A 25,699-nucleotide genomic window follows, 5' to 3' on the forward strand; every position below is an offset into this window, starting at 1 on the left:
TTTCAGATAGGAAATAAGCGAGAATTGTGCCAGAAATTAAAAGCCTTTGTTTATAAGGCTTCTGCGGCGTAATTGGCTGTTATTATCGCTGTGTCATAAATTCGACACTGGGCTATTAAGTGGTATTTTTACCAAAGGAAGTTGATTTATTAGTAATTTGAAAGGATAGCAAGTATTTTTGAAAATCGCTTTCTGGCAGGGGTTTACTATATAAATATCCTTGTAGCTGCTCACATCGTAAGCCCGAAAGAAAACTTAATTGCTGATTGGTTTCAACACCTTCTGCCACGACCTGCATACCTAAGTTATGCGCAATGGTTACAATAGTTGCTACCATATTACGCCCTTGCTCAGATGTTTCTATATCATCAACAAAGGCTTTATCAATTTTTAAAGTATTGAGTGGAAATTTCTTTAAATAGGCAAGAGAAGAGTATCCAGTGCCAAAATCATCAAGAGATAAATGAATACCCATAGCGCGAATTTGTAACATGGTATCGATCGCTTTTTGCGGTGAGTCCATAACAGTCCCTTCTGTAATCTCGAGCTCGAGATATTTAGCGGGTAATTCGCTTTCTTTTAATGCGTTGGCAATCATAGAAACTAAATTTGGTTGGGTAAACTGCACCGCAGAAAGATTTACTGCTATGCGTCCTTCAAACAAGCCAGCATCAACCCATTTTTTGGTGGCAAAGCAGGCTTTGCGTAATACTACTTCACCAATATCAATAATTTGCCCAGTTTCTTCTGAGACAGGGATAAATACGATCGGACTAATAATACCTTTACTAGGGGTTTCAAAGCGCACTAACGCTTCCATACCGGCTATTTTTCCTGTCGCTATTTCTATTTTGGGTTGATAGAAAACAGAGAAAAAATCTTCTTTAAGACCATGTCGAATTAGGTTTTCAATTTGCAGCCGTTTAACGGCTGTTTTATTCATGGAGTCACTGAAAAATTGGTATTTATTGCCGCCAGAGTTTTTAGCATGATACATGGCGGTATCAGCGTTTTTAAGTAACTCCTGCGGACTTACACCATCTTCAGGGTAGAGTACAATACCAATACTGCTGTAAAGTACAATTTCTTGACTCTTTAGTTTTAATGGCAGGGCAATTGAATCTAAAACCTGTTTTGCAATTGAGGTTATGGTGTGAATGTCATTGGTATTTTCTACGATTAAACTGAACTCATCGCCGCCGAGTCGATAGACGCTGTCTTGATTGCGGCCTAAACCTCTTATGCGCTCGGCAACTTTACAAAGTAATACATCGCCTACTTCATGACCTAATGAGTCATTTACTTTTTTAAAGTTGTCTAAATCGAAAACCAAAAGTGCATGGGGGATCTTGTTTTTTACTAATCGTTGTTGGTTGGCCTGAAAATATGAGCGATTAGGCAGCCCGGTTAAGGTATCTGAATTTGCTAATTTCCTTAGCTCTGCTTCGGTTTGTTTGCGTTTTGTTATGTCTGAGAAAACTCCAACAAAATGAGAAATGTTACCAGTTTCATCTTTGATTATATCAATATTTAAATCGGTTAAATAAAGCTCGCCGTTATCACGTATACTTTCAATTTCGCCATGCCAGCTACCTTTTGTGATCAAGTGTTTTTTTACATTTTGATTAAAGCTTTCTGGATATTGCTCAAACTTTAAAGCTGTTCCACGCATTTGCTGTTTTGTTTTACTGGTAATACGTTGAAATGCCTTATTAACATCAACAACGGTAAATTGACGATCGTAAATGACGATAGCGTCAGATATATTTTCAATACATTTAGCAAAAAGCTTAAGGCGTTCATCTGCACGTTTGATTTGGCTAATATCTTTTAACGTTCCTGTCATACGAGTTGGCTTTTTCTTGTCATCACGTTCAACAATTTTTCCGCGGTCAAGTACCCAAATCCATTTGTCATCTTTATCTTTAACGCGATAAGTCGCTTCAAAGTGCTCACTACTATCTTCGAAGTGTTGATTTAGCGCCTCACGCACTCGTGGAATATCTTGCTGATGTATATTGGTTTGGTCTGCACCAACATTACGTTTGCCATCTTGCGGAAATTCTAAGATCCCCCAGATATTAGAGCGGTATATTTTTCCTTTTTTGATATTCCAATCCCACATTTCATCACCACTGCCCCACAATGATAATTTTAAGCGTTCTTCACTTAATTTAATTTGCAAGTGATACAAACGCTTGTGGCGAACTTGCTGCAATATATAGCCAATGATTAAAATGGTAATTAGGCTATAAATCAATATAGCTCCACGTGATAACCACCAAGGCGGCATGATTGTAATATCGAGGCTTTTTATCTTACTTTCCTGTTTGTTTTGTAAGTCATAAGCTTGAACTTGGAATGTATAATCACCCGGGCTCAGGTTTGTATAAGTTGCTCTTAAATTATTTTCTCCAGCATCAATCCAAGTATCTTTCCACCCCATTAACCGATACCTATAGTTTAGGTGGCTTGGCATTTTTACATTTGGGGATATAAATTCGACACTAAACTGTGATTGTTTATGGGCTAGGCTAAGTTTTTCAAGTAAGTTAGGTGAGCGGCCTAAATGAAATTGTTTTGGGTTTTCATTTAAAATAGGTACTTTTTTGTTAGCAACTAAAATATTTGAAATAACTGGCGTCGATAAATGTTGTGAAATATGTAATATCTCTTGTGGGGAGAAAGAATGAAATCCATTTAACCCTCCAAAATATACGATCTGTTCTTTTGTGATTAAGGCACTGTCGCTTATGAATTCATTGTCATATAACTGTAGTTCCTGATTAAAAGAGCGAACCATGACTAACTGAGGAGTTACAACATTGATTCCTTTATTGGTTGATATCCATGCATTTTCCGCGTTATCGAGTTTTATTGCAGCAATAAAGTTATTGGAGAGACCATTTTTTTCACTAATTTTAGTTTCTTTTAAATTAGTTTTGTTTATAAGGGTTATGCCTTGTCCACGAGAGCCAAGCCAAATCCAATCATTTGACGTAGCAATATTTGTATAGGCACTAACATGATGTGTTTTAGACTTCAATGAAGTAAAAGGCTTAAATGACTTATTTATAGTATCAAATTTAAGTATTTGGTTATCCGTGCTAACAAGCCAAAGATCTTCATTTATACTTTTAGTGAAAGTAGTTAACTTTAATGAATCGACTGAAGTGTAGGTATTAAATTTTGAATCAGCAATGTTGTAACTTGATAGTAAGCCATTTTTATTTATAAACCATAATTGATCACTTAAATAGACTAACTTTCCATTTTCCTGCTGAATAGAACCATTTTTCCAGCTTTTGTGTTCAATTAATTTTTGATCATTTGTTTGAAAATAGTATAAAGTACCTGGATTTGAAGGACTCATTGGTTCAGTTTTTAACCAAAGGTTATTGGTATCATCTGCAATTATATGACTAAAAGGGTTGTCACCAAATACTGATAATTGAGCAACTTTCCCATTATGGTCTATTTTATTAAGTTGTCCATCATCTGTACTAAACCAAATTGTACCATCGCTGGATTCAGCAAATGCATATACGGCTTGTTCCGACTCTAAATAACTAAATAAACCATGGCTTATTGTTAGTTGAATAGGGTTAAATGTATTTATTCCCCCGCCGTTAGTTCCTAGCCACAATTTATTGGTGTGATCTTTATATATTTTTAATACTAAATTTAAAGACAAGGCATTTGTGTGGGCGGCACTTTGAAATGCTTCAACTTCACCAGTTAAAATATTAATACTATTTAGGCCATTTAATGTTCCTAGCCATATCGCTGAATCATTAAGCTGTTCTATTGAACGTACTTTGTTGGAAAGTAGGTTAAGGCTGGTATCAGAATTTTTCTCAGTGTAATGCTTAACTATTTGGTAATCTTGGGAAATAACATAAAGGCCGTTGTTGGTCCCCAACCAGTACTGATTATCAATAAATTTTAAATCGTATAGCGCACTAGCGTTGAGCTTAAGGTTCCATTTATTTTGATCGCTCAACGAAACCACAAATGTCATAGCGCTATTCGTTAAATATATGCCGTTATCATAGGTGCCAAGCCAGAAGTTACCTTTTTTATCTTGGAATATTGTCTTAATTTCTTTTAGGGAATTCTCAAAGCCTCGAAATCGTATGCGGGTAAAACTATTGTTTTCAGAGTCGTATTTCTGTAAGCCTTCTTTGGTTGAAACATATATATTGCTTTCAGTGTCTTGATAAATATCCCAAACTTCATTGTCTTTTAAAGAGTTGCTGTCATTACTTTGGTGCAGAAAGTTCTCGAAATTATCTAGTGACTCGTTATACCTACTTAAGCCTTCATTGGTTCCAACCCAAAGTATATTGTTGGTGTCGATAAAGAGTTTGCGAATGAAGTTGTCTGCGATAGAGTTTTTGTTGGTACTGTCATGACGATAGTAAACAAAGCTTTTGCCATCGTATCGATTCAATCCATCTTGTGTAGCAATCCATATAAAGCCATTTTTGTCTTGAATTATATCGTATACGTAGCTTTGAGATAGGCCATCAGCAATGGATATACGTTCGAATTTCAGAGGTGATTGGTTAATATTAGCTGCTTTTGCGGAAGGTTGGCTTATTAGCAGTGAAATAATCGAGCATAAAAAAATTACATTAAAAAAATAGAATGCAGATGATATTTTTTTATTAAAAAAAGTTAAAAGCACTAAGACAACCTTATGGTAGATAAACCCACATCTCACTTAATTGAATTACAAAGAGATGTGCCAAATATTTTTATTATTGTTGGATATAACATCCCATTTAAAATGATGCTGGAGTTTAAGTCAATCTTTGGCGTTAGTTTAATATTCAATACCATACAGCAAAAATTGCAGCCTAAAAGCTATATCGGCAATGTTAGTATTTTCTTTGGCATTTTTTTTGTAAATTTTCGACATTATTATAAATTGCTTCTTGAGCAGATATTTTGCTCAACTGCGTTTTATTTTCATAGCTTAATAAGGATAATCGGTCGTCGTTTCTCGAGCCAGTAAAGTGTTGCTGAACAAATGTACTAATATCAGAAATTGAAAGTTTTTTTATAATTTCAATTAGTTGCTGCTTTTGGGTGAATGATGCTTCATTATTACAAATCGCCGCCCAATAACGTTGGCTTTTTATTCTTAAGTTAGTGTCTTTCTCTTGCAGTTGACTAGCGAGACCTGCTTGTAAGTGCTGCCAATGCTCTTCGGGTAAACTTTCAATATAGCCACTAATTCTACCAATGAAATCATTTATTGCTGAAGTTAATTCTGCAGCGTCTGTATGTGGTGATTGAATATAAAAGGCGATACCTGGATAACGGTTTATTGGAATAAAACCAACACCCACTAAATAGCCATATTGCTTTTCAGTACGCATTTCTTGAAAGAAAATAGGAGAAAGCAATTGGTTAGTAAGCATAGTTAATGCGGCTGTATGCAAGTCTTTGCCGGGCATAGGGTAGTAGATAACCGCGGCATGATCATGTTCAGGTAGCTCTATTGGTATCGTTATTTGCTGTTGATCTTTTAAATCTAAGCAAGGTACGTTTACTGCGTTGTCTTGCGAAAGCTTTTGTTCAAATTGGTCGCGAATGATGTTGGTTATGCGCTGAGCAATATCAAAAGACCAGTTACCATGAATGAGTGCTTGTATTGCTACGCCTTCAAATAATTGTCGAACAAATTGCCTGAAGTGCTCAAAGTTAATATTTGTTAGTGCGGCAATAAGTGTTTTGCTGTTGGGACTCTTAGGTTGCATTGTTGAACTAAGGGTGGCAAATAACTGTGAAATTGATTTACTGCTTTCACTGTTCTTCCAATGTCCAATAAGTTGTTGTTTAAACAATTCAAATTTTTCTTGGCAAAATTTACACTGTAATAAATCTGTTAATAGTCGGGGCAGTAACTGTTCCTGTTTGCTGCTGATACCTGACAGTTGAAGCGTCATGCCTCCTTGATGCGAATAGAGATGATAGTGAATACCTGCTAACTCTGCATCGTAATGCTCCTCTACAACAGCATCACTGTAGATATCAATAAAGAGGCGGGTCATGGCATTATTTTCTTCACTTTCAATTACTTTGGGCGCGTCAATTAATAAGTAAATATATCCTTTAGGCGTATTAAAACTAATGTCGTGCTTGAACCAAACATTTAGGCCTCCTTGTTGGTAAATATTTTCTGGAGCAGCTAGTGGGTCTGTTTGTGTTGTTTGATAAGGAATTAGTTTAGGTTTGGCTACGATATAGTTATTTTCTGTTGGTAAAAATAACTCAGGAAAACTATCAGGAGCTTGCCATTGCTTAACTTGTTCTGCGGTAATGTTATGAATAGAGTATGGGACTTGGTACCAGTGACTAACTTGGGCTTTTGTTTCATCAATTTTGGGACTTAACGTAATAATACGAACATTGGATGCAACCATATAGTCAAGTAACGTATTAAGCACAGTTTCATTTAAGCCGTCCATAACATAGTCCCCGAAAATATAATCTTGCTCAGGGTAATGTTGCATGTTGATGACGAGTTGGCTGACAGAGTCTAATGGTGAAAGTTTCTCCTGATAAGCAAAAGAAAGCTCGGCCAGAGCTTTTTTCTCGCGATAATATTGCTCATTTAGTGGCGTTAATTTCAAAAGTGCTAAATAGGAGAATATGATGCTTATGATTGAGCTTATATTTTCTTCACCAAGATCAGACAGGGAAATGTTAATGTTAAAATCTTTGAAATTAGAGCCATTAATACCCGAGCCAGCAGTTAATGCTAATGCCCATTGTTTACTTTTTAATAAGGACAAAATACTGCCAGGGCCTTCATGACCAATTAAATAGGCAAGAATAGCTTCAGGTTTATGGCGGTAGTACTGGTCAATACTAGGCATTGCAAAACTAATAATTAATTGTTTGTCATTTTTAACTGAGCAAACTTTAATCCACTTTTGCTGATGTTCTTTATGATAAAGCGGTTGTTCGATTTTTGCTTTTTCAATACCGTTAGACTTTATGGCACTAAAGTGTTTTTCAGCCAAACTCTTTAACTCTGAGAATGATTGTGGCCCCTCTAAAACTAACGTCATCCAGTGCGCTTGGTAGTTTTTATTAAAGAAGTTTTCAACTTCATCACGTAAATTATAACCGGGCTTATCTGCTAATGTTTCATTGCTTCCTACCGAAAACTTAGCAAAAGGATGTTGCGGATTAATAGTTTCTTTATGAACGTCGTACAAGCGGCGAATATCATCTTTTAGTTTGAGTTTAAATTCCGCATCAATATTTTTACGCTCTTTATTAACAAATTCTTCAGAGAGTAAAGGTGCGGTAAAAAATTCACCAAAGCGTTCAATTGCACTAGCAAAATGTTGCTGGCCAATATCAAAGAAAAAACAGGTATGCTCTGTTGCTGTCCAAGCGTTATTGCTACCGCCGTGTTCGTTGATAAACTTTTGGTACTCACTACCGTCAGGGAATTTTTGCGTACCAAGAAATAACATGTGCTCTAAAAAGTGGGCTAACCCTTGTCTATGTTCAGGGTCATCAAAGTGCCCAGTATTGACAGCTAGTGCAGCGGCAGATTTATTGCTGTCGGGGCTATGAACCAGTAATACACGTAAGCCATTTTGTAAGGTAATAGCTTGGTATTCTTTAGCGTCATTTGGACTTTTTTTCACAATGGCTCCCGTAAAACCACACTTAATATGTCATTTCACTTTGGTTGGAGCATGTTATTCTTTGGGATATGTTTTTACAGTTATTTAATATGCTATTTTACGAGACAAAGCCTATGATGTGTGGTTGTGTCACATAAATCGGCAATAACCTCGTAAAAAAGTTTAATAAACACTGTCCAAAGGATTTGTTTAAAAGTCATTTTCCCCTTTGTTGCTCAATGTATATAGAATGACTATATAGCAATCACAACGCTGTGATTAAGTGACTTTTAATGCTAACAAAACCTATACCACAAAGAGCAACACGCTCTAGCATGTTATTCTTATTATCTTTCTAAATTACCCTAAGGAATAAGGTGAGTCCATTTTATTCTTAACAGATGTTATAAAAAGATAAGCAATTCCTTTACTATAGCCGCAAATAATAAAGTTCGTTTAAATTAAGGTAGTTATGCAAGTATTCATTATGCGTCACGGGCAAGCGGAGCCTATTGCACCATCTGACGCACTGAGACCACTAACGGCAAGTGGTATTAATGAAGCAAAGATAACCGGGCAATGGTTAGCTGACAATCAACATCATTTTGATTGTATTTTTGTAAGCCCTTATTTACGCGCCCAACAAACCGCAGATACGGTAATTGAACAGCTAACAGCTGAGCAAACTAGAAAAACCTTAAGTTTTATTACCCCAGAAGATAGTGCAAAAGAGGTGCATGATTATATAGATGCAATTTGCAGTGTAGAAAAATACCAAAAAATACTATTGGTTTCGCATATGCCGCTGGTGAGTTACTTAGTTGCAGAGTTAACCTTTGATAATACGATGCCGATATTTCAAACAGCATCTGTGGCTTTAATTGAATATGATCTTGAAAAAATGCAAGGGGAGTTTGTCACACTAGTTTCGCCAAACGAAATTACCTAGCCATAGTATACCCAAGCCATTTTAAGATGCAGTTTCAGGGGTAAGCTAGAAAATCAATTCAGCGTTGCAGTACGTATAGTTTCATTTGTCGTAGGTTAATCACGAACAAACTTGTCTTTTAATTCTACTAAAACTAACAGTGCGCCATTGCCACCCCATTCTAATGGTGCTTGGTGAAAAGCCATAACGTCTGGGTGTTGCACTAGCCAATGAGGTACCTTATTTTTCAAAATTCTTCCGCCTAAACCATGCACAATACACACACATTGAGCATGTTCTTTTTGGCAGGCAGCCAGTAACGCCGCAATTTCACGTTTTGATTGCTGTTGGTCAAGCCCGTGCAAGTCTAATATGAGATCAGGCGCATATTGTCCACGGCGTAAGTTTTTTGCTTCAAAACTGTCAACATCTTCACGAACATATTTCACAGGCCCATGATTATTTAAATCAGGCTCAAATTCGTCTGAGAAATGAAACTCAGCCACAGCTTTTTTATCTTTTAGCCCCGTTAGTGCGGTTTTCTGCTTGCTGGTTCTTTTGGCTGGGTGTACTCTGTCCTGCACCATAGGTTTAATCTTACCTATAGCATCTTTGAACAACTTTTTTTCTTCCACGTTAAGTGCGTCTTTAAATTTCATTGCTGAAGTCTAAAAACATCGACGAACAATAACAAGTGAAAGTATAATATAGACAGTAAAATAGTTACGGCAATAGAAGTATTAGAGGTATATGTGGATAAAATAAATTTTGCAACAGTGAGCGAGCAATTACACACCATAGCTGACTACGTGCGTTTTGGCGCCAGCCAATTTAACCAAGCAGAATTATATTTTGGTCATGGTACTGATAATGCGTTAGATGAATCAATAAACTTGGTGATGTTTCAATTGTCTTTGCCGAGTGAACTTGTTGATGAAATGATGGAATGCCGACTAGTATCGCAAGAAAAACAAGCTATTTTGCAACTATTTGAACGTCGAATAATGGAAGGTTTACCGGCGGCATACTTGACCAATCAAGCGACATTTTGCGGCTTACCGTTTTATGTAGATGAACGTGTGCTTGTGCCGCGTTCGCCAATTGGTGAACTTATAGAAAATAAATTTTCAGGCTTAATAGAAAATTCACCCAAACGCATTTTAGACTTATGTACTGGTAGTGGTTGTATAGCTATTGCCTGTGCTGTTAATTTTCCTGATGCAGAAGTCGATGCTTTGGATTTATCTATAGATGCGTTAAATGTCGCACAAATTAATATTGAAGGTCATGGCTTAACAGAACAAGTTATTCCAATTCAATCTGATGTTTTTTCTGGGGTTGAAGGGCAAAGCTATGATTTAATAGTCAGTAACCCCCCTTATGTTGATCAAGAAGACGTTGATGCTTTGCCACAAGAGTTTTTACATGAGCCGGAAATGGGCTTAGGTAGTGGTTTTGATGGTCTTGATATTACTCGCCAAATATTGGCACAAGCAGCTGAGCATTTAAGCGATAATGGCGTGTTGATTTGTGAGGTGGGTAATTCGCAGGTGCATTTAATGGCAGCTTTCCCAACAGTGCCATTTCAGTGGTTAACTTTTGAACGCGGTGGCCATGGGGTTTTTCGTATAACCAAAGCACAGCTCGAACAACATCTGCAGGAATTCTCCAGCAACAAATAAAATATATGCCAATACTTGGATTGGCAAATTAGCGAAATAATATTTACGGATTAATATCATTATGTCAGGCAATACATTTGGTAAGTTATTTACAGTCACTTCATTTGGTGAAAGTCACGGCTTAGGTTTAGGCGCTATTATTGATGGTTGCCCGCCAGGTATTGAACTCAGTGAGTCTGATCTACAGCATGATCTTGACCGTCGCAGACCGGGTACTTCGCGTTTTACGACTGCACGCCGAGAAGCAGACGAAGTGAAAATTATGTCAGGCGTGTTTGAAGGAAAAACGACGGGTACACCAATTGGCTTATTGATTGAAAATACCGACCAGCGCTCGCAAGACTATGGTGATATTGCGCAAACATTTCGTCCCGGCCATGCCGATTACACCTATTGGCAAAAGTATGGCATTCGTGATTACCGAGGTGGTGGCCGTTCATCGGCACGTGAAACGGCGATGCGGGTTGCAGCCGGTGCAGTAGCTAAAAAATACTTAAAGCAAAAGTTTGGTATTACTATTCAGGCTTGTGTTACGCAAATTGGTAGTGTTTGCGCAGAAAATATTGATTGGAACATAGTGGAAGATAATCCATTTTTCTTTCCAGATGCCAGCAAACTTGAGCAACTAGATGAACTCTTACGCGCTATTATGCGTGAGAAAGATTCGATTGGCGCTAAGTTAATGGTTGTTGCCGAAAATGTGCCGGTTGGGTTAGGTGAGCCGATTTTTGATCGCTTAGATGCTGATATAGCGCATGCATTAATGGGCATTAATGCCGTTAAAGCGGTTGAAGTTGGTGATGGTTTTGCAGTTGTTAATCAAAAGGGCTCTGAGCATAGAGATGAATTAACCCCAGATGGATTTGAATCAAACCATGCGGGCGGTGTGCTTGGTGGTATTTCATCGGGTCAGCCAATTGTTGCCTCTATTGCCTTAAAACCAACCTCGAGTATTGGGGTTAGTGGCAAAACGGTGAATCTAGAAGGGCAACCGGCTGATATTATTACCAAAGGGCGTCATGACCCATGTGTTGGTATTCGCGCTGTACCAATTGCCGAAGCTATGCTGGCGTTAACTTTAATGGATCATTACTTAAGACATCGCGCACAAAATGCTGATGTGGTTTGTCAAACCCCTGATATTGAAGGCTAGCAAACAACAACGAGTAAATTCTGCCCTAGACAGTAAAATTAGTAATGGAAATCTAGCTTAGTGGCTTCAAAACAATTTGTTCGTCTTTCGTCGAACTACTTCTGGTATTTCGGCATTTTAGGGCTAGTGGTGCCTTTCCTGTCGGTATTCTTAGATGCCAGAGGTTTTAATTCGCTTGAAATTGGTGAAATATTGGCAGTGATTACTGCCACTAAGATTGTTGCGCCAACGTTATGGGCACAACTCGCTGATAAATCGGGTAAACAACTAACCATAGTCAAAGTTGGTGCTTTGCTATCTTTACTTAGCTTTAGCTGCATTTTATGGACGGTTAATTATTGGCCATTAATGTTTAGTTTAGCTATGTTTAGTTTGTTTTGGACTGCTATCTTGCCGCAAATTGAGGTAATGACCTTAAGCTCTATTCGAAAGAGTGCCAAAATATACGCGCGTGTGCGGCTTTGGGGCAGTATTGGCTTTATTGTCGTTGCTGTGCTGTCTGGTGAGTTAATTGAGCGATATTCGCCAGAAGTTTTTAGTTATGTTGGTATTTTGATATTAACAGGGCTTTTTGTCTCAACTTTATATAGTCAACAGCCGCGTATTAAAGCTTATACGTTAAATGGTAACTCGTCGATTAAAGACAAAACCATAGACGGCAATTTTTTACTATTCTTTTTTGCTGGCTTATTGCTGCAAATGAGCTTTGGCCCTTACTACGTATTTTTCGCGTTATATCTACAAAATCTCGATTATAGCGGCTTTCTTATTGGAATATTTATTGCTATAGGTGTGGTAGCTGAAGTCGGCATATTTATTTTTGCTGGATTATTTTTTCGAAGCTTTTCAATTAAAACTTTGATTAGCGTAAGTATACTGTTAACCGCATTGCGCTGGTATCTGGTTGGACATTTTGCCCAGAGCAATACCGCGTTGGTTTTATCGCAATTAATTCATGCACTAAGTTTTGGCTTGTATCATAGTGCTAGCATTGCCTTTATACAGCGTCATTTTAACGCTAACCAACAAAGTCGTGGCCAAGCGGTTTATATTGGCGGGGTTTATGGTGCTGGTGGTGCACTTGGCGCTTATATTGCTGGCGTGTTATGGCTCAATGGTGAAGGTGCTATGACGACCTTTGATTTTGCAGCAATATCAGCCTTGATTGGTGGCGTTTTAGCATTAATGATGAAAAACCACGATGAAGATAAGAGTCGCCAAATAGATTAAAATATTACTAGGTGATGTTTTTAGGGGAAGGAAATATGCGGGTATTGGTTCGAATTCTAGTTATTTCTTTTTGTGCTTATTTACCTAGTGTCGCAGCTAAGTGGCACCAGCACAGTTTTCAAGTGATGGGAACACAGGCTCATGTCGAATTTTGGTTGCCAGATTCGGCTGCTATATATAGCGCAGAAGGCGAGAAAAAGCTAAGCCAAGCCGATAAAATTGCCCGTGCGGTTGAAAACGAAATGCGCCGTATTGACCGAGAAATGAGTCCTTATAAACCTGAAAGTGAGCTATCTAAAGTTAATCGTTTAGCGGCAAAAGGCCCTGTTAAAATATCATCTGAATTATTTGCTTTAGTTGCTAAAGCAGAAAGAATATCTCAGCAAAGTCATGGCGCTTTTGATTTAACTTATGCTTCGGTTGGCTACCATTATGATTATCGTTTACGGCAAAAGCCTGATCAGCAAACGATTAAACAATCACTTGCGGCCATTGATTATACAGGGGTTGTGCTTGATAAAAATGAGCAGAGTATTTTCTTTAGTCACCCGAAAATTAAAATTGATTTAGGTGGAATTGCCAAAGGCTACGCAGTTAAAAATTGTTTAGCTATTTTGGCTGACGCCGGTATCAAACATGGCTTAGTCAGTGCTGGTGGTGATACGGGCTTGTTAGGTGATCGTAATGGCCGCCCTTGGTTAGTGGGTATTAAGCATCCTCGTGCCAGCGATAAAACCGCGGTTCATTTGCCCTTGAGCAATGAAGCTATATCAACATCGGGAGACTATGAGCGCTACTTTATTGAAGATGAAGTACGTTATCATCATATTATTAACCCTAAAACAGGGAAGTCGGCGAAAAAGGTGGTGAGTGTTTCTGTTATTGGAAAAGATCCAACCTATGTTGATGCCTTATCGACAACACTTTTTGTTTTAGGATTAAAGCAAGGTATGGTGTTTATTAATCAATTAGCCGACTATGAAGCAATAATAATCGACAATCAGCAAAAGCTGCATTTCTCCTTTGGTTTGCAACAAAACAATTAACCTTACACGCCAATTTTAGGCCGAAAATTAAAGGCAATAAAAAAGCACCTAACGGTGCTTTTTTATTGTCAGGCTAGATTTACTAGCTAAGTAGCTTTGTTAAACTTGATTAATGGTATTAGTAACAATTGGTTGAAAAGCAGTTAAACTATCAAGCAAGGTATTGTTTCCTAGCCCTTGCCCTGGTACTAAGTTTGCAAAGCTTTCTTGTTCGCCATGTAATGCTAAGTAGTTTAGTAATACCGTTTCAACCAACAAATTAACATTGTTGGCTGATGGTGCTGAGCTAGTATCTACAGAAGCGTCAGGTCGCATAAAGCCAATTTGTTGATGTGCCGCCATTTGGCTGTCATTACCACCATTAAGTTGTGGGCGTCCATTTGGGTTGTAGACTAAAAAGAATGATGCACCGGTCGATGAGTTATCTCCAGTCCATTCACCTTTGCCGCGACCTTCAATTGAGTCGTCGATTCGGCCATTACTGGCAACAGAGCCGTCACTGAATACATACATCATTAATGGCTTGTTGCGCCTTGCGGCATATTCAAGGCAGGCTCCCATGCAGCGACCTGCACGCAAATCTCTAAGTTCGCCCGTTGCGCGTTCGCCAGTGTGATAATCAAAGCCACCCATAGTGACAGTACCGGCGCCGGAAAAGCCATTAACCACAAGTTTCATGATAGATGAGGTTTTACTGAACTCATTGTCGCTATCAAACTCTGCCAATGAAAATATTCCAGCTGGGCCAACAATGTCGGGATCAAGCAATGGGTTAAGTGTGCTCGGATCACCAAAGCGATCAGCCAAATCGGCACTTTTGACATAACCACAATTGACTAAGTCTTTAATAACATCATCACGAGTGACTTGGCTATTCACGTTTGCCAATTTTTGGGCACTAACGCGCTGAATACTTTCCATTACGGCTACAGCATCGCTTTGTGAAAGTAAACTAAATAAGTCGCCGACATCGACAAGGCCAGTGACATCGGTTGGCCGATCAATTTTTGTTGGTCGTTTACTTAAATCAATAAAGCGGCTAGGAGCCATGGAGTTACCGCCAGACTCTGTATTTCTAGAACCTGACAATGGCATAAGTGAGCCATCAGCACCTGCCGCAGCAATAGCATACATAGGGTTATGCGGATTATTGCTGGTGTCGTTATCAGAGCGGCTGGGTATAACTGCCCCATTAATTCGGCTGCGTGTATCGGCTGATGTTTTTTCCAAAATGCCGCGCAAAAATGCAGAATCAGAGTGAAAAGCAAGGCCAAGCTCAGTATTAATAAAATCAGACTGGCCTACGGCAGGATTAGCTATTGAAGGTGCCATATCTCCGGGTAAGCCAAGCTTGTTATAGCCGCCTGTAGATAAGAAGTCTAATTGACCACCAGCTCCGCCAACCAAGACATTCGAGCCAGCAATATTGGCACCACCGGCTAAGTCGAAGGAGATAAAAGGAATTTTACCGGCTCCTTGGACATTAATGCCACATGACGTTCGTAGTGCTTCAAGATCAGGCGATAATGTTGCATATGCTTTATTCGGGTTAGCAAACATACTAAATAGCGAAGCGCCTGCAACAACACCTGCGCCTTTTTTTAACCCAGAGGAAATAAAGTCACGACGACTCACTGGGCGACTATGATCAGCAAATAATAGTGGAGCATCCGGATGATAATGTTTAGCTTTTTTCATGGTTAATTCCTTGTAATTAGCTTATTGCACTAAAGTGACAGCACTAGCGAGTACGGCTGCACAGCTTGATTTTGCAATGGTGCGAGTACGCTCGCTATTGCAGTTGCTATTACATATAGCTAAACGGTCAATGAGGTTATTTAATTCGCTACTTACGCCGGTTTTTGCTGGTTGACTCGTGATATCAAGCGGCATTAGTTGTGCGAGCAATGGTTCAATAAATAGTGGACGTTGAGCGGCAGAAAATGCTGCATTAGGTTCAACATTGAAATTAATATCAGGAAACCAAGTGTCGCGTATATTGGCATCTTCAATGGCACTATCGCAATAGGCGATAGCCAGCTGAGTAATTGCCATTTGCTGGGCAGAGATAAAAGTTTCAATATTTGTGATACTAGGTAGTTGCCGTTGCACTAGCTGATAGACAGTCAGCACTTTACTTTGCGCCTGAGAAACTCCGGTAAGTTGGCTCATACTAGCGTTAATTTCATCGAAGTTTCGTATGCCAATATCTGCACTTTCAGTGTCAGCGGGTAACTCTTCACTTACCACTAATTCGCCTTCAACTTTGATATTTGTGTGCTCACCTAAACGCTCGAATGATAAGAAAAATTCATCTTGCTCAGCGCCTTTTTCAATCGCAATAATAGTCCCTAATTCTGATAATAATAATGGTGCTTCGATTGTGTCTGCACTCGTTATAGTACGGGCAAGATTCGCATAGACTTGACTTTGACTGCTTTCTTTACCATTGATGCCAATATTAAGTCCTTCAATGGTGATAGCTGTTGGTAACTTTTGTTGGTCTAGATTGACTAACGATGGTTGGCTAAATAAGTAGCTATAATTGTCAAACTCACTGATTTCAAGCATGACATAGGTATTAGGCAAATCGATTAAATCGCCAATTGAAAACAGTAGGTAATAGCGTTCACCAACGCCAACGTCAAAATTTTGTTGTATTTGCTCAGCGGTCATTGCCTGGTTAAATATCGCAAGCAAACGAATATTACCTTGCCAAACATGATTGTTTGACGCTTCTCTACCAAGGATGAGAGCAAAGCTGCTATCCCAAGCAGCAAGTGGTGCAATTTCTTCATCAACAGCCTCAATAAGCTTACCGTTTACATAAAGTTTTCTACCCTCAGTGGCGTTATAGGTTAGTACCACATGCTGTAGCGTTGCTTGTAAAACTTCATCGGCATCCGGTGTACTTAAGGCGGGCTCGCCATTGAGAGAGGTTGTTTGGTTACGCAACATAAAGTCATAATTATATTGGCTTTGCCCTAAGGTAAAGTTTCGCTCATTATCGCCAGCAGAGTAACTAATAATACGAGCTGGGCCTTCTTGAGTAACATTAGCTGGAGTCAACCAAGCTTCTACGGTAAATTCACCGGTAGCGGTAATTAAGTCATGCAGCTTCTTACTACTCGCGGTACTGGCTTGCGCCTTACCATTATTAAAAATTAAGCCGCCACTGCCGAGCCATTCTGTATCGCCTGTTAATGTTAAGTTTGCTGCCGGGCTGATACCTGAGGTGTCGTAGGCAATATTACCGTTTCCGGTTTTAAATTGATAAAGTGCAATAATATCGCTTTCAAACCGTCCACCATTTGAGGCGACAATACCATCGGTTAATTTCAAGGCTTTGGAGATCACCATAGCATCATCAACTTGATCGACGGGTATTTGTTCACTAAAGGCTTGAATACCAGCGAGCATAGTATTGCTATTGGCTTGACAATCCCCCCAACAATTGTGAAATTCACTGCCCAAGCGCACCACTAATCGTGATAATTCTTCTTGGTCTAGGTTAATAACACCTTGTACTGCTTGGTAGGCAATATCGATGTCATCACTGGCGAAAAATGGTGATTGCGCGGCACTCGCGGTTTCACTATGGCATGATGAACAATATTGGCTAACAATTGGATAGACGTGGCTGCTAAACAGTGCATTACTTTCAGGAAAATTTTTACTTGTGCCCGGCTCGCGAATAACCGGTGGGGTTAATTCAATCGTTGTAGCAGTACTTATGCGATCATCAGACCAAAGCTTGATCCATTGGGTCATAGTATCGGCGCAGGCTTGGGCACTGTTTAACCAACAATTATGACCACTTGCTACCTTCGTTACTAAGCGAGATTGTGCTGGCGTTGCTAACTCAACGAGTGGCGTTGTTGCTGCGTAGGCTAAGTTCACGTCGTCAAAACGAGCAAAATAGGGCGCTTGCTCGTCTACTTTATGACAAGCACCACAACGATCGCTGGTGGCAATATTGTCAAATAATGCTGTTTTATATTTTTGAATATCTTCGGTTTGTGGTGCCGGCCCTGAATAGGTGTTGTTTGGTGTATCAACCTGTACTGGCGGATTAGTTTCTACCTCACTGTCGCCACAAGCCGTGAGAAAATTGAGTAGTAATAGACAGGAAAATAATTTTAGTTTATTCATTATTATTCTCCCATACAGTAATTGCCGACTTCAGCAAAAACTTGTTTTAATTGGTAGCCATTTTCTTTAAATGAGCTAGTTGTTGTCGCGATTTGTGTAATATCGGCGCTACTTTCGGCTTCTCGCAAACAAACGTTTTTAAAGACTTTTTTAACCTGACATTGCGCAAAGGCCTGACTATTCGCTAACTCTTCTCCCAATGATTTCATACCACTGCCTTGACCACTAAGAGCTGGATCCCAACCTAAGCGGCGATTACTGCCATGCCGCCAATAATTAATCCATTGATCGTTAGGGGTTTCAAAGCCGAATTCAAAGGTGGTGTTGTTATTAAAGTATTTGGCTTGCACCCGAGTCCCCGTAGTAACATCGGTTGTGCCATCTTGGTTGTAAGCAATATTACCCGCCTCGGCAGCAGGATCGGTATCAATGTTAAAATCGTAGTCATAATAGGCGAAGGCTTGAGCAAGTGGATCCATGCCGCTGTGACAGGCTAAACAATTGTTTAAAAATAAACGGCTATCACCACCTGGACTGCGGCTAACGTCTTGACGAATTCTATCAGGTGGTAGGGTATTATCTTTTATTGGCTCAAGGTCAGTACACAAGTGATTCATTAAGGTAAATCTGAGCATAGCGCGATTAGTACCTAAGTAAAAAAATGCCTTGGCGGCTGCTCTGCTGGTTAAAACACCGGCGGTTGCTGATGCCGGTAAACCGTTAAGGCCGGACTGCGAAACTTGAACTAAATCGCTTGATAAATCTATAGCTCGTTCTTCAATTGCAAGATAGTGGTTATTATTATTATTACTGTATGCAGGTAAGCCTAAGTCACTTTTACCGACATATGTCACATCAGCTTGTAAGATTTGCCGAAAATCAACGTCATCTCGAACCATGCCAATAACAGTCGCACTGTAATCGTTAAGTGGAGCAAATATATCTTGCTCTTTATTGGTCCAAGGTGTTGAAAATAGTTTTAAGGTGGTGTTGTAAAAGTGTTTTGATTCCATCGCGACGTAAGCCGCCTCGATATTTTTTCCAGCAATTAATAGTGCTTCCATTCTGGTTAAAGTTTCAGCACTCGCTGGTACACCTGTAAGGCGATCATGAAGTCTTTTTGCTTGCTCTAATGTGCCAGCAAAAGTGGCTTGCGAAGTGAATAATAAAGTGAATAAAAATACAAAATAAATAGTTGATAACAATGATATTCTATTGTCTGAGTACGAGTTAGATAATTGTTCCCTAAAACTTGTTTTATCTTGCGTGATAATCGTTGCTTTGACGTTACAAAGTAACACCTTCATACAGCCTCCTTGAAGATGTTGAGTAGAAAAAATATTCGAAAATATTAGTGCGTCGCGCGCCTTTTTCTTGTGTGTTTTTTATACAAAATAAGGTGCTCTTTTTTAGGTATACGTTATTTTTCTATAAAAATATACCGTTTTATTTAATAAAAAATAAATGTTGTATTTAGTACTAAGGATGTAGTACTTTGTATCCGAAATGTAATTATGTAAAAAATGCTGACAGTGGTCAACCACTATTTGTTTGAATTTTGTTCAGGGTTGGCTTGTTGTTTTAATTGACTTACTCGCTTTAAAAAGTGCTTTAAGTCACATTTTTTTAACGACTATGTCTGGTGATTACATATTTACTGAGTTATTTAAAATTATTGTTTTGGCGTAAAATTAATCGGGAAAGTAGCATGAATCCGAAGAAAAGTTGTAGCGGACTTGCTTTTGTTGTCTTCCTAATGGCAGGTTGCAATTCAGACAGTTCGCCCAGCGAAGAAAATACCGATCCCGTGTTGGAGGAGTATCCTGTTGCTTATATCGAGCGCAGCTTAGATACCGACTCTTCGGAAGAAGTTAATCAACCGTTGCGTTTCTCACTTATTGAACCTACACGATTTAACCCTGGCGCTAAGCTAATTATAAAAGCTAATGCAACGCCTGAAGCCATAGCAGTTGATTTAACGGCTAACCTTTTTACGAATGACGGCGAAGAAAATGCTGAACAAGCCATTGATATTCGAGATTTGTCGGTATCTGCTGATGGTCAAGAATTTTTAGTGTCAATTCGTGCTCCAGAAATTGACGGAGTGGATGAAAACCAGCAGCCTAAGTGGAATCTCTGGCGCTACCAACAAAATACTAAACAGTTAACACGCATTATTGGTAACGATGTTATTGCTGAGCAAGGTGATGACCTAATGGCATCGTTCTTACCAGATGGGCGAATTATATTTGCTTCTAATCGTCAGCAAACCTCTCGTGCAATTTTACTCGATGAAGGTAAGCCACAATATACCGCGGTAAATGAACGTAGCGATATTGCCGCATTTAACATTCATATTATGCAAGCTGATGGCACTGATATTAAGCAGTTAAGCTTTAATTTAAGCCATGATTTTTATCCTTTGGTTTTACAAGATGGCCATATCTTGTACAGTCGTTGGGATGCCATGGGCGCTAATAATCAAATAAACTTATATCGTATGCGTCCTGATGGTACTGAAAATCAGCTGATGTATGGCTGGCATTCACACCAATTGGCGATTGATGAGCAAAATGCCAATATAGAATTTATAAAACCGCAACAATTACCAGATGGTCGCATTTTACTTTTGCTAAATGGCGATGAAGAAACGCAATTTCAGAAACGCCCAATTCTTATTAATATCAATGATTTTACTGATCAGTTTCAACCAATAGTTGCCAATAATCCAATTGAAGATAACGCGGTGTCGGCACTATTTGATGTTAATGTGGTTGACTACAACTTTTCCTCTGACTTAGCTTTAGCAGGAAGAATAAGTCACTTGTTTGCACTTAGGGATAGCAGCCAACGCTATCTAGTAACGTGGGACTTATGCCGAGTGATTATTGAGCAGGAGACTCGTGCTTGTGGTCAATTAACCAGTGAGCAGTTAGCACAAGAAAATATTGAACAAGCGACACCTCTTTATGAATTATGGTTGTTTAACCAAGCTGATAACACGCAGCAACTGGTTGCGACAACAACACAAGGCAACATTCTAACGGAAGCCATTGTTATGCAAGCGGCAGAGCAAAAGCCTGAGTTTATTGCTGATAAAGTCATTGGCGCTGAGCTTGATATAGACTTAGCCAATGAACAAGCGGGGGCGATTCATATACGCAGTGTTTATGATGTTGATGGTACTGATATAAGCCCACAAGGTTTAGCGCAAACCATGAACCCAACACAAACTTCGGCCGCACAAAGACCTGCGCGTTTTATACGGTTAGTACGCGGTGTGCCTATGCCGCCAGAAGAAGTAAAAGATTTAGATAACACAGATTTTGGTCGCAGTCGTGGCCAATTAATGCGTGAAATTCTTGGCTATAGTGCCATTCAGCCCGATGGCTCAGTTAAGGTTAAAGTTCCGGCAAATACTCCATTTGCGTTAAGTATTCTCGACCAAAGTGGTCAGCGCATTGGTGGCAGACATCGTCAATGGTTGTCAGTAAAGCCCGGAGAAACCTTAGAATGTCACGGTTGCCATACCGGTGACAGTGAATTGCCTCATGGTCGAGTTGCTGCACAAGCCGCGAGTATTAATTTAGGAGCTACGGCTACCGATGTTGTATTTCCGGGGACTAATCCGCAAATGCTACCGGAGTTTTCATATACTATGGCTGAAACGGTTGAAAAAATTCTGGGGCTACCAACGCTAGCTACGGATCTAGTTTATCAGGATATTTGGAGTGATCCTGCAACCTCAACCCTAAATCCTGCGCTTAACCTAAGTTACCAAACCCTCTCTACAACTAAGCCAAACGGTAGTGAATGTTTTACCAATTGGACTGCATATTGCCGAATACAAATCAATTACGCCGAGCATATACAGCCACTATGGTCTAAGTCACGATTGGTTTTTGATGAATTAACCAATGAACAAGTTCAAGATAATACCTGTACTAGCTGCCACAGTAGTTCAGACGCCGATAATATAGCACAGGTACCCGCGGGCCAGCTTGATTTAAGCGCAATTGCCTCAACGGATGAACCCGCACATTTAACTAGTTATAGAGAGTTATTTTTTACCGATTTCGAGCAAGAATTAGCTGGCGGAATTTTAGTGGATAGACAAATTCCATTATTAGATGCTAATGGTGATCCTGTTTATGTACGAGATGCTGACGGCAATTTAGTACTTGATGAAAATGGCCAACCTATCCCTGTTATGACTACTGTTGACGTTGCCAATATTCTGTCGACCAATAGTGCGCAAGCAAGTAGTCGCTTTTTTCAGGTAATAAATAGTGACAGCCATGTAAATCGTTTAACACTTGATGAGCAACGGCTGCTTAGAGAGTGGCTAGATATTGGCGCTCAATACTACAACACACCTTTTTATCAGGTATCACCCTAATGAGGTTATTGAGTCACAACATCTGGGTTTTCAAACAACTGGCACTAGTGCTGATTTGTATTAGCGCCTTTGCTAATGCGCAAACAAATAATAATGAGCAAGGTATTCCGTTAAAGCCGAGCATAGCAATTGAAGTGCCCTATATTGAATTACGCTCGGGGCCTGGGCGCGGCTACCCAATCACGCAAGTTATTGAACAAGGCGAAAGTGTTTGGGTGCTATTGAAACGCACTGCTTGGTTTAAAGTACAAGATAAGCGTGGAAATCAAGGTTGGTTTCATCAAGATAAGTTATTAAATTTTAGCTTTAAGCAACAGCCGGTTCTTTCTGAGCAAAACACGCAACAAGATTATTTATCGCGAGTCTGGGAAATCGGTGTTGGTTATGGTGAGTTTGAACAAGCTGACTTTTATCGATTAAGTTTATCTTATGCTTTTAGCTCGGTTATAAGTACCGAATTGCAAGTAGGTAAAGCGATAGGCAGTGTTTCTGACAATGAAATAGCCGAGCTAATGCTGCTAGCACAGCCTTTTCCAGAACTGAGTGTTATTCCTTATTTTGGTGTTGGAGCAGGTGCTATTAGAACGACACCGCATAGTGTACTGGCAGATGCTCAAGATAGAAATAACACTCTGATCAGCGGTGCCGTCGGGCTTAAATATTACCTTGCTCGTAATTTTTTATTACGGGCTGAATATAAATACTCATTAGTGTTAACTGATCGAGATGATAATGAAGGGGTTCGAACATGGACACTAGGTTTCAGCGTATTTCTATAATGACTCAACAAAAACAATGGCCGAGTATGCCGTTATTTATTTTGGCGTTTCTGTTGCTAACACCTGCACAATCGGTTTTTGCCGCTGAGTCTGACATTAAGCCTAGTGTTGAACGACGTGAAGTTTTAGAAGATTTACTCGACAGTGAAAACTTTGAAATAGGTGTAAAAGTTGGCCTAATTAGCATAGAAGATTTTGAAACCAGTACCTTAGTGTCTGGACATATTGGCTATCACATCAGTGAAGATTTTTATTTTAAAGCTGAATATGCCCAAGCAGATGCCGGACAAACCAGTTTTGAAAAATTATCGAATACATCGCCATTATTAACTGATGAAGAACGCGAGTTAAGTTATTACGGCTTAAACATAGGCTATAACTTGTTTCCAGGTGAAATTTTCCTTAGTGATAATTGGGCCTTTAATAGCGTTTTTTCCGTCGAGCTAGGTGCCGGTAGTACAGAGTTTGCTGGCGATGATCAATTCACGGTTAATTTTGCTACTAATTTTCGTGTTTTTGCTAACGATTGGATCGCTTGGGATATAGGTATAAGTGATCATATTTTTGACACCCGCGTTACTGGTGAAGCAAAAACCACACATAATTTAAGTTTTACTACGGGTATTTCATTTTACTTTTAAATCACTTTTTCGATAGTAAGCATTGATGTAAAACAATAGGGTAATCGCATGATATTCAAGGTTAAACGAGCAACATATAAGCACATTGGCCACAAAAATGTCTTTCTTGGTGCAATATTTTCAATTGCCGCTTTTTTCAGTGCTACAAGCCAGGCATTAAGTTTGGGCAAAAGTGCGCCTGACTTTACGTTAAAAAGTATGACGGGGCAAAATCTGAACCTTGCTGAGCAACGCGGTAACATTATTGTTATCAATTTTTGGGCGTCATGGTGCGGTCCTTGTCGAACAGAAATGCCAATATTGCAAGAGTTTCACAACCAATATCAAGACTTAGGTGTCGCTGTGTGGGGAGTGAATGTTGAGCAACAAAATCAAGCTGGGCTTGATTATATTCAGGAGCTTGGTGTTGATTTCCCAATTTTCTTTGACGCCAGTAATACTATTTCAGCTGCCTATAATGTTGAGGCCATGCCTACCACAGTTATTATCGACCGTAACGGTAATGTGCGCTCTGTTTTTCGTGGCTATCAAAAAGGTTATGAAAAGAAATACGCGAAAGTGATCAAGCAGTTGATCAGAGAATAATGATGACAATATCTAACCACTTAAAAACTTCCTCACAAAATAAATTGCTAATGAATTGCTTAAGTAAACTATCGAAAGTTATTTTTTCTTGTGCAGTTGCATTGAGCTGCGTAATGCTTAGTGGTTGCGCGCAAATGGGTGTTAAACCTTGGGTGAAGCCTTATGAGCGACAAAATTTAGCTGACCCTATTATGTCAGCAAATCGTCATGGTATTGCCAATCGGCATGTGGCACATGTTTATGAAGCACGTGAATCCGGCCGAGGTGCAGAAGGTACTGGCGGAGGTGGCTGTGGCTGTAATTAATAAAAGCTTTATTCTTGTTGTTATATGGTTGTTTTCTTTGAACTTATCTGCGGCAGTATTGGAAAAAGACCAAGCAGATGTGCTGTATCACAGCTATCAAGGTGGCGGTATGTCAATTGATGGCCCTGCGGTGTTAGTGCGTAAAAAAGCCAGCGAATCTATTGCGGTTTCAGCGTATTACTATGTAGATACTATTTCTTCAGCATCGGTAGATGTAATGAGTACTGCCAGTCCTTATTCGGAAGAGCGTAAAGAGTTTCAACTTGGCGCTGAGTATTTACATGACAAAACTTTAATGGCGGTGACTGTTGGGCAAAGTGATGAAAGTGATTACTTAGCGAAATCTGTGGCGTTAAATATTTCCCATGACACCTTTGGCGACTTAACAACGGTAAGTTTTGGCCTTGTTGTTGGTGATAATGAAATTAAGCGCAACGGCGATGAAAAATTTCTCGAAAACAGCGAGCAATATCGTATTCGTGCTGGCATAAATCAAATATTAACGCGCAATTTAACAGCGGGCATTAATATTGAGGCGGTTGCTGATGAAGGATACTTAAATAACCCTTATCGTACGGTGCGATTTGTTGATGCTAGCAATCCTGCGGGGGTAAGTTATCAGTCTGAAATCTACCCAAATACTCGAAATTCCTTTGCGGTAAGACTCTCGTCAAGTTATTACCTGCCGTATCGAGCGGCATTGTTCGCACATTATAGATATTTTACTGACAGTTGGGACATTAACTCGCAAGACTTTGAGCTTTTATACCGCCATCCGTTTGGCGACAGTATCGAGTTAGAGCTGAAGGCCCGCTACTACCAACAAAACGCGGCCAACTTTTACAGTGATTTATTCCCACATCGTGACGCACAAAATTATTTAGCCCGAGATAAAGAGCTAAGTGATTTTAATGACTTAACTTTGGGCATCGGTATTTCCTATGTGCTACCCAATAACTTTTCCCCGGATAACTGGCAGTCCGAGCTAAGTTTACAGTGGGATCATTTACGTTTTACTTATAATGATTTTCGTAACCCCAATGCTGAAGGTGGTGTAGGAGCAGAGCCATTTTATGCGTTCTCTGCCAATGTCGTACGAGCTTTTCTCAGTGTTTATTTTTAGTCTTTCACATATGTTAAAGCA

Annotated in this window: 17 protein-coding genes; 11 read left to right on the forward strand and 6 right to left on the reverse strand. The window is 39.5% G+C overall.

Going from position 1 to position 25,699, the window contains the following annotated elements; all coding sequences use genetic code 11:
- Nucleotides 1–115 precede the first annotated feature (115 nt).
- Entirely contained in the window at nucleotides 116–4,690 is a 4,575-nt protein-coding gene (locus AC27HL_RS04175; protein WP_487079127.1) for an EAL domain-containing protein, read from the reverse strand.
- Nucleotides 4,691–4,883: 193 nt separating this feature from the next.
- Nucleotides 4,884–7,676, reverse strand: a complete 2,793-nt coding sequence (locus AC27HL_RS04180; protein ID WP_487079129.1) for an insulinase family protein — start codon at nucleotides 7,674–7,676, stop codon at nucleotides 4,884–4,886.
- A 451-nt stretch (nucleotides 7,677–8,127) separates the two neighbouring features.
- Between AC27HL_RS04180 and sixA the strand changes: the two genes are divergently transcribed.
- Nucleotides 8,128–8,604 (forward strand): phosphohistidine phosphatase SixA, encoded by a 477-nt coding sequence (gene sixA / locus AC27HL_RS04185; protein WP_487079131.1) that lies wholly within the window; start codon nucleotides 8,128–8,130, stop codon nucleotides 8,602–8,604.
- A 95-nt stretch (nucleotides 8,605–8,699) separates the two neighbouring features.
- Here the strand turns inward: sixA and smrB are convergent, their stop codons facing one another.
- A complete protein-coding gene (gene smrB, locus AC27HL_RS04190; protein WP_487079133.1) occupies nucleotides 8,700–9,242 on the reverse strand; it encodes an endonuclease SmrB in 543 nt (180 codons plus the stop codon).
- A gap of 93 nt (nucleotides 9,243–9,335) precedes the next feature.
- On the opposite strand from smrB, the gene prmB reads away from it, so the two are divergent.
- The 4 genes from prmB (at nucleotide 9,336) to AC27HL_RS04210 (ending at nucleotide 13,694) form a co-directional block, all read left to right on the forward strand.
- Entirely contained in the window at nucleotides 9,336–10,265 is a 930-nt protein-coding gene (gene prmB, locus AC27HL_RS04195) for a 50S ribosomal protein L3 N(5)-glutamine methyltransferase (RefSeq protein ID WP_487079135.1), read from the forward strand.
- Between the two features lie 61 nt (nucleotides 10,266–10,326).
- Nucleotides 10,327–11,418, forward strand: a complete 1,092-nt coding sequence (aroC, locus tag AC27HL_RS04200; RefSeq protein WP_487079137.1) for a chorismate synthase — start codon at nucleotides 10,327–10,329, stop codon at nucleotides 11,416–11,418.
- Between the two features lie 60 nt (nucleotides 11,419–11,478).
- Nucleotides 11,479–12,648 carry an MFS transporter gene (locus AC27HL_RS04205; protein WP_487079138.1) on the forward strand — a complete coding sequence of 390 codons (1,170 nt, stop codon included), beginning with the start codon at nucleotides 11,479–11,481 and terminating at the stop codon, nucleotides 12,646–12,648.
- Between the two features lie 35 nt (nucleotides 12,649–12,683).
- Nucleotides 12,684–13,694 (forward strand): FAD:protein FMN transferase, encoded by a 1,011-nt coding sequence (locus tag AC27HL_RS04210; RefSeq protein WP_487079139.1) that lies wholly within the window; start codon nucleotides 12,684–12,686, stop codon nucleotides 13,692–13,694.
- A 99-nt stretch (nucleotides 13,695–13,793) separates the two neighbouring features.
- Here the strand turns inward: AC27HL_RS04210 and AC27HL_RS04215 are convergent, their stop codons facing one another.
- Genes AC27HL_RS04215 through AC27HL_RS04225 form a run of 3 tightly spaced genes read right to left on the reverse strand, consistent with a single transcriptional unit; the run spans nucleotide 13,794 to nucleotide 19,153 of the window.
- A complete protein-coding gene (locus tag AC27HL_RS04215) occupies nucleotides 13,794–15,392 on the reverse strand; it encodes a hypothetical protein (RefSeq protein WP_487079141.1) in 1,599 nt (532 codons plus the stop codon).
- A gap of 21 nt (nucleotides 15,393–15,413) precedes the next feature.
- Entirely contained in the window at nucleotides 15,414–17,846 is a 2,433-nt protein-coding gene (locus AC27HL_RS04220; RefSeq protein WP_487079143.1) for a LamG domain-containing protein, read from the reverse strand.
- A 2-nt stretch (nucleotides 17,847–17,848) separates the two neighbouring features.
- Complete coding sequence (locus AC27HL_RS04225; RefSeq protein WP_487079145.1) at nucleotides 17,849–19,153, reverse strand: hypothetical protein; 1,305 nt, start codon at nucleotides 19,151–19,153, stop codon at nucleotides 17,849–17,851.
- A gap of 401 nt (nucleotides 19,154–19,554) precedes the next feature.
- Here AC27HL_RS04225 and AC27HL_RS04230 point away from each other — a divergent pair, with 401 nt between their 5' ends.
- From AC27HL_RS04230 to AC27HL_RS04255, 6 genes are read left to right on the forward strand one after another with little or no spacing between them, the layout of a single operon-like run.
- Entirely contained in the window at nucleotides 19,555–22,245 is a 2,691-nt protein-coding gene (locus tag AC27HL_RS04230) for an HzsA-related protein (RefSeq protein WP_487079147.1), read from the forward strand.
- Complete coding sequence (locus AC27HL_RS04235) at nucleotides 22,245–23,024, forward strand: outer membrane beta-barrel protein (protein WP_487079148.1); 780 nt, start codon at nucleotides 22,245–22,247, stop codon at nucleotides 23,022–23,024. The genes AC27HL_RS04230 and AC27HL_RS04235 overlap by 1 nt, the downstream gene beginning before the upstream one ends.
- Entirely contained in the window at nucleotides 22,994–23,665 is a 672-nt protein-coding gene (locus AC27HL_RS04240) for an outer membrane beta-barrel domain-containing protein (protein WP_487079150.1), read from the forward strand. Before AC27HL_RS04235 ends, AC27HL_RS04240 begins: the two co-directional genes overlap by 31 nt.
- A gap of 48 nt (nucleotides 23,666–23,713) precedes the next feature.
- Nucleotides 23,714–24,250 (forward strand): TlpA family protein disulfide reductase, encoded by a 537-nt coding sequence (locus tag AC27HL_RS04245; RefSeq protein WP_487079152.1) that lies wholly within the window; start codon nucleotides 23,714–23,716, stop codon nucleotides 24,248–24,250.
- Nucleotides 24,250–24,555 (forward strand): DUF4266 domain-containing protein, encoded by a 306-nt coding sequence (locus tag AC27HL_RS04250; RefSeq protein WP_487079154.1) that lies wholly within the window; start codon nucleotides 24,250–24,252, stop codon nucleotides 24,553–24,555. Before AC27HL_RS04245 ends, AC27HL_RS04250 begins: the two co-directional genes overlap by 1 nt.
- Entirely contained in the window at nucleotides 24,542–25,678 is a 1,137-nt protein-coding gene (locus AC27HL_RS04255) for a DUF3570 domain-containing protein (RefSeq protein ID WP_487079156.1), read from the forward strand. The genes AC27HL_RS04250 and AC27HL_RS04255 overlap by 14 nt, the downstream gene beginning before the upstream one ends.
- Nucleotides 25,679–25,699: the final 21 nt, after the last annotated feature.

Source organism: Colwellia aquaemaris (genome assembly GCF_057548755.1).

Coding starts and splice junctions, on each gene's coding strand:
- AC27HL_RS04240 (WP_487079150.1), top strand. CDS start 22,994: ATGGACACTAGGTTTCAGCGTATTTCTATAATGACTCAACAAAAACAA.
- AC27HL_RS04250 (WP_487079154.1), top strand. CDS start 24,250: ATGATGACAATATCTAACCACTTAAAAACTTCCTCACAAAATAAATTG.
- AC27HL_RS04225 (WP_487079145.1), bottom strand. CDS start 19,153: ATGAAGGTGTTACTTTGTAACGTCAAAGCAACGATTATCACGCAAGAT.
- AC27HL_RS04230 (WP_487079147.1), top strand. CDS start 19,555: ATGAATCCGAAGAAAAGTTGTAGCGGACTTGCTTTTGTTGTCTTCCTA.
- AC27HL_RS04220 (WP_487079143.1), bottom strand. CDS start 17,846: ATGAATAAACTAAAATTATTTTCCTGTCTATTACTACTCAATTTTCTC.
- smrB (WP_487079133.1), bottom strand. CDS start 9,242: ATGAAATTTAAAGACGCACTTAACGTGGAAGAAAAAAAGTTGTTCAAA.
- AC27HL_RS04235 (WP_487079148.1), top strand. CDS start 22,245: ATGAGGTTATTGAGTCACAACATCTGGGTTTTCAAACAACTGGCACTA.
- AC27HL_RS04245 (WP_487079152.1), top strand. CDS start 23,714: ATGATATTCAAGGTTAAACGAGCAACATATAAGCACATTGGCCACAAA.
- AC27HL_RS04210 (WP_487079139.1), top strand. CDS start 12,684: ATGCGGGTATTGGTTCGAATTCTAGTTATTTCTTTTTGTGCTTATTTA.
- AC27HL_RS04215 (WP_487079141.1), bottom strand. CDS start 15,392: ATGAAAAAAGCTAAACATTATCATCCGGATGCTCCACTATTATTTGCT.
- aroC (WP_487079137.1), top strand. CDS start 10,327: ATGTCAGGCAATACATTTGGTAAGTTATTTACAGTCACTTCATTTGGT.
- sixA (WP_487079131.1), top strand. CDS start 8,128: ATGCAAGTATTCATTATGCGTCACGGGCAAGCGGAGCCTATTGCACCA.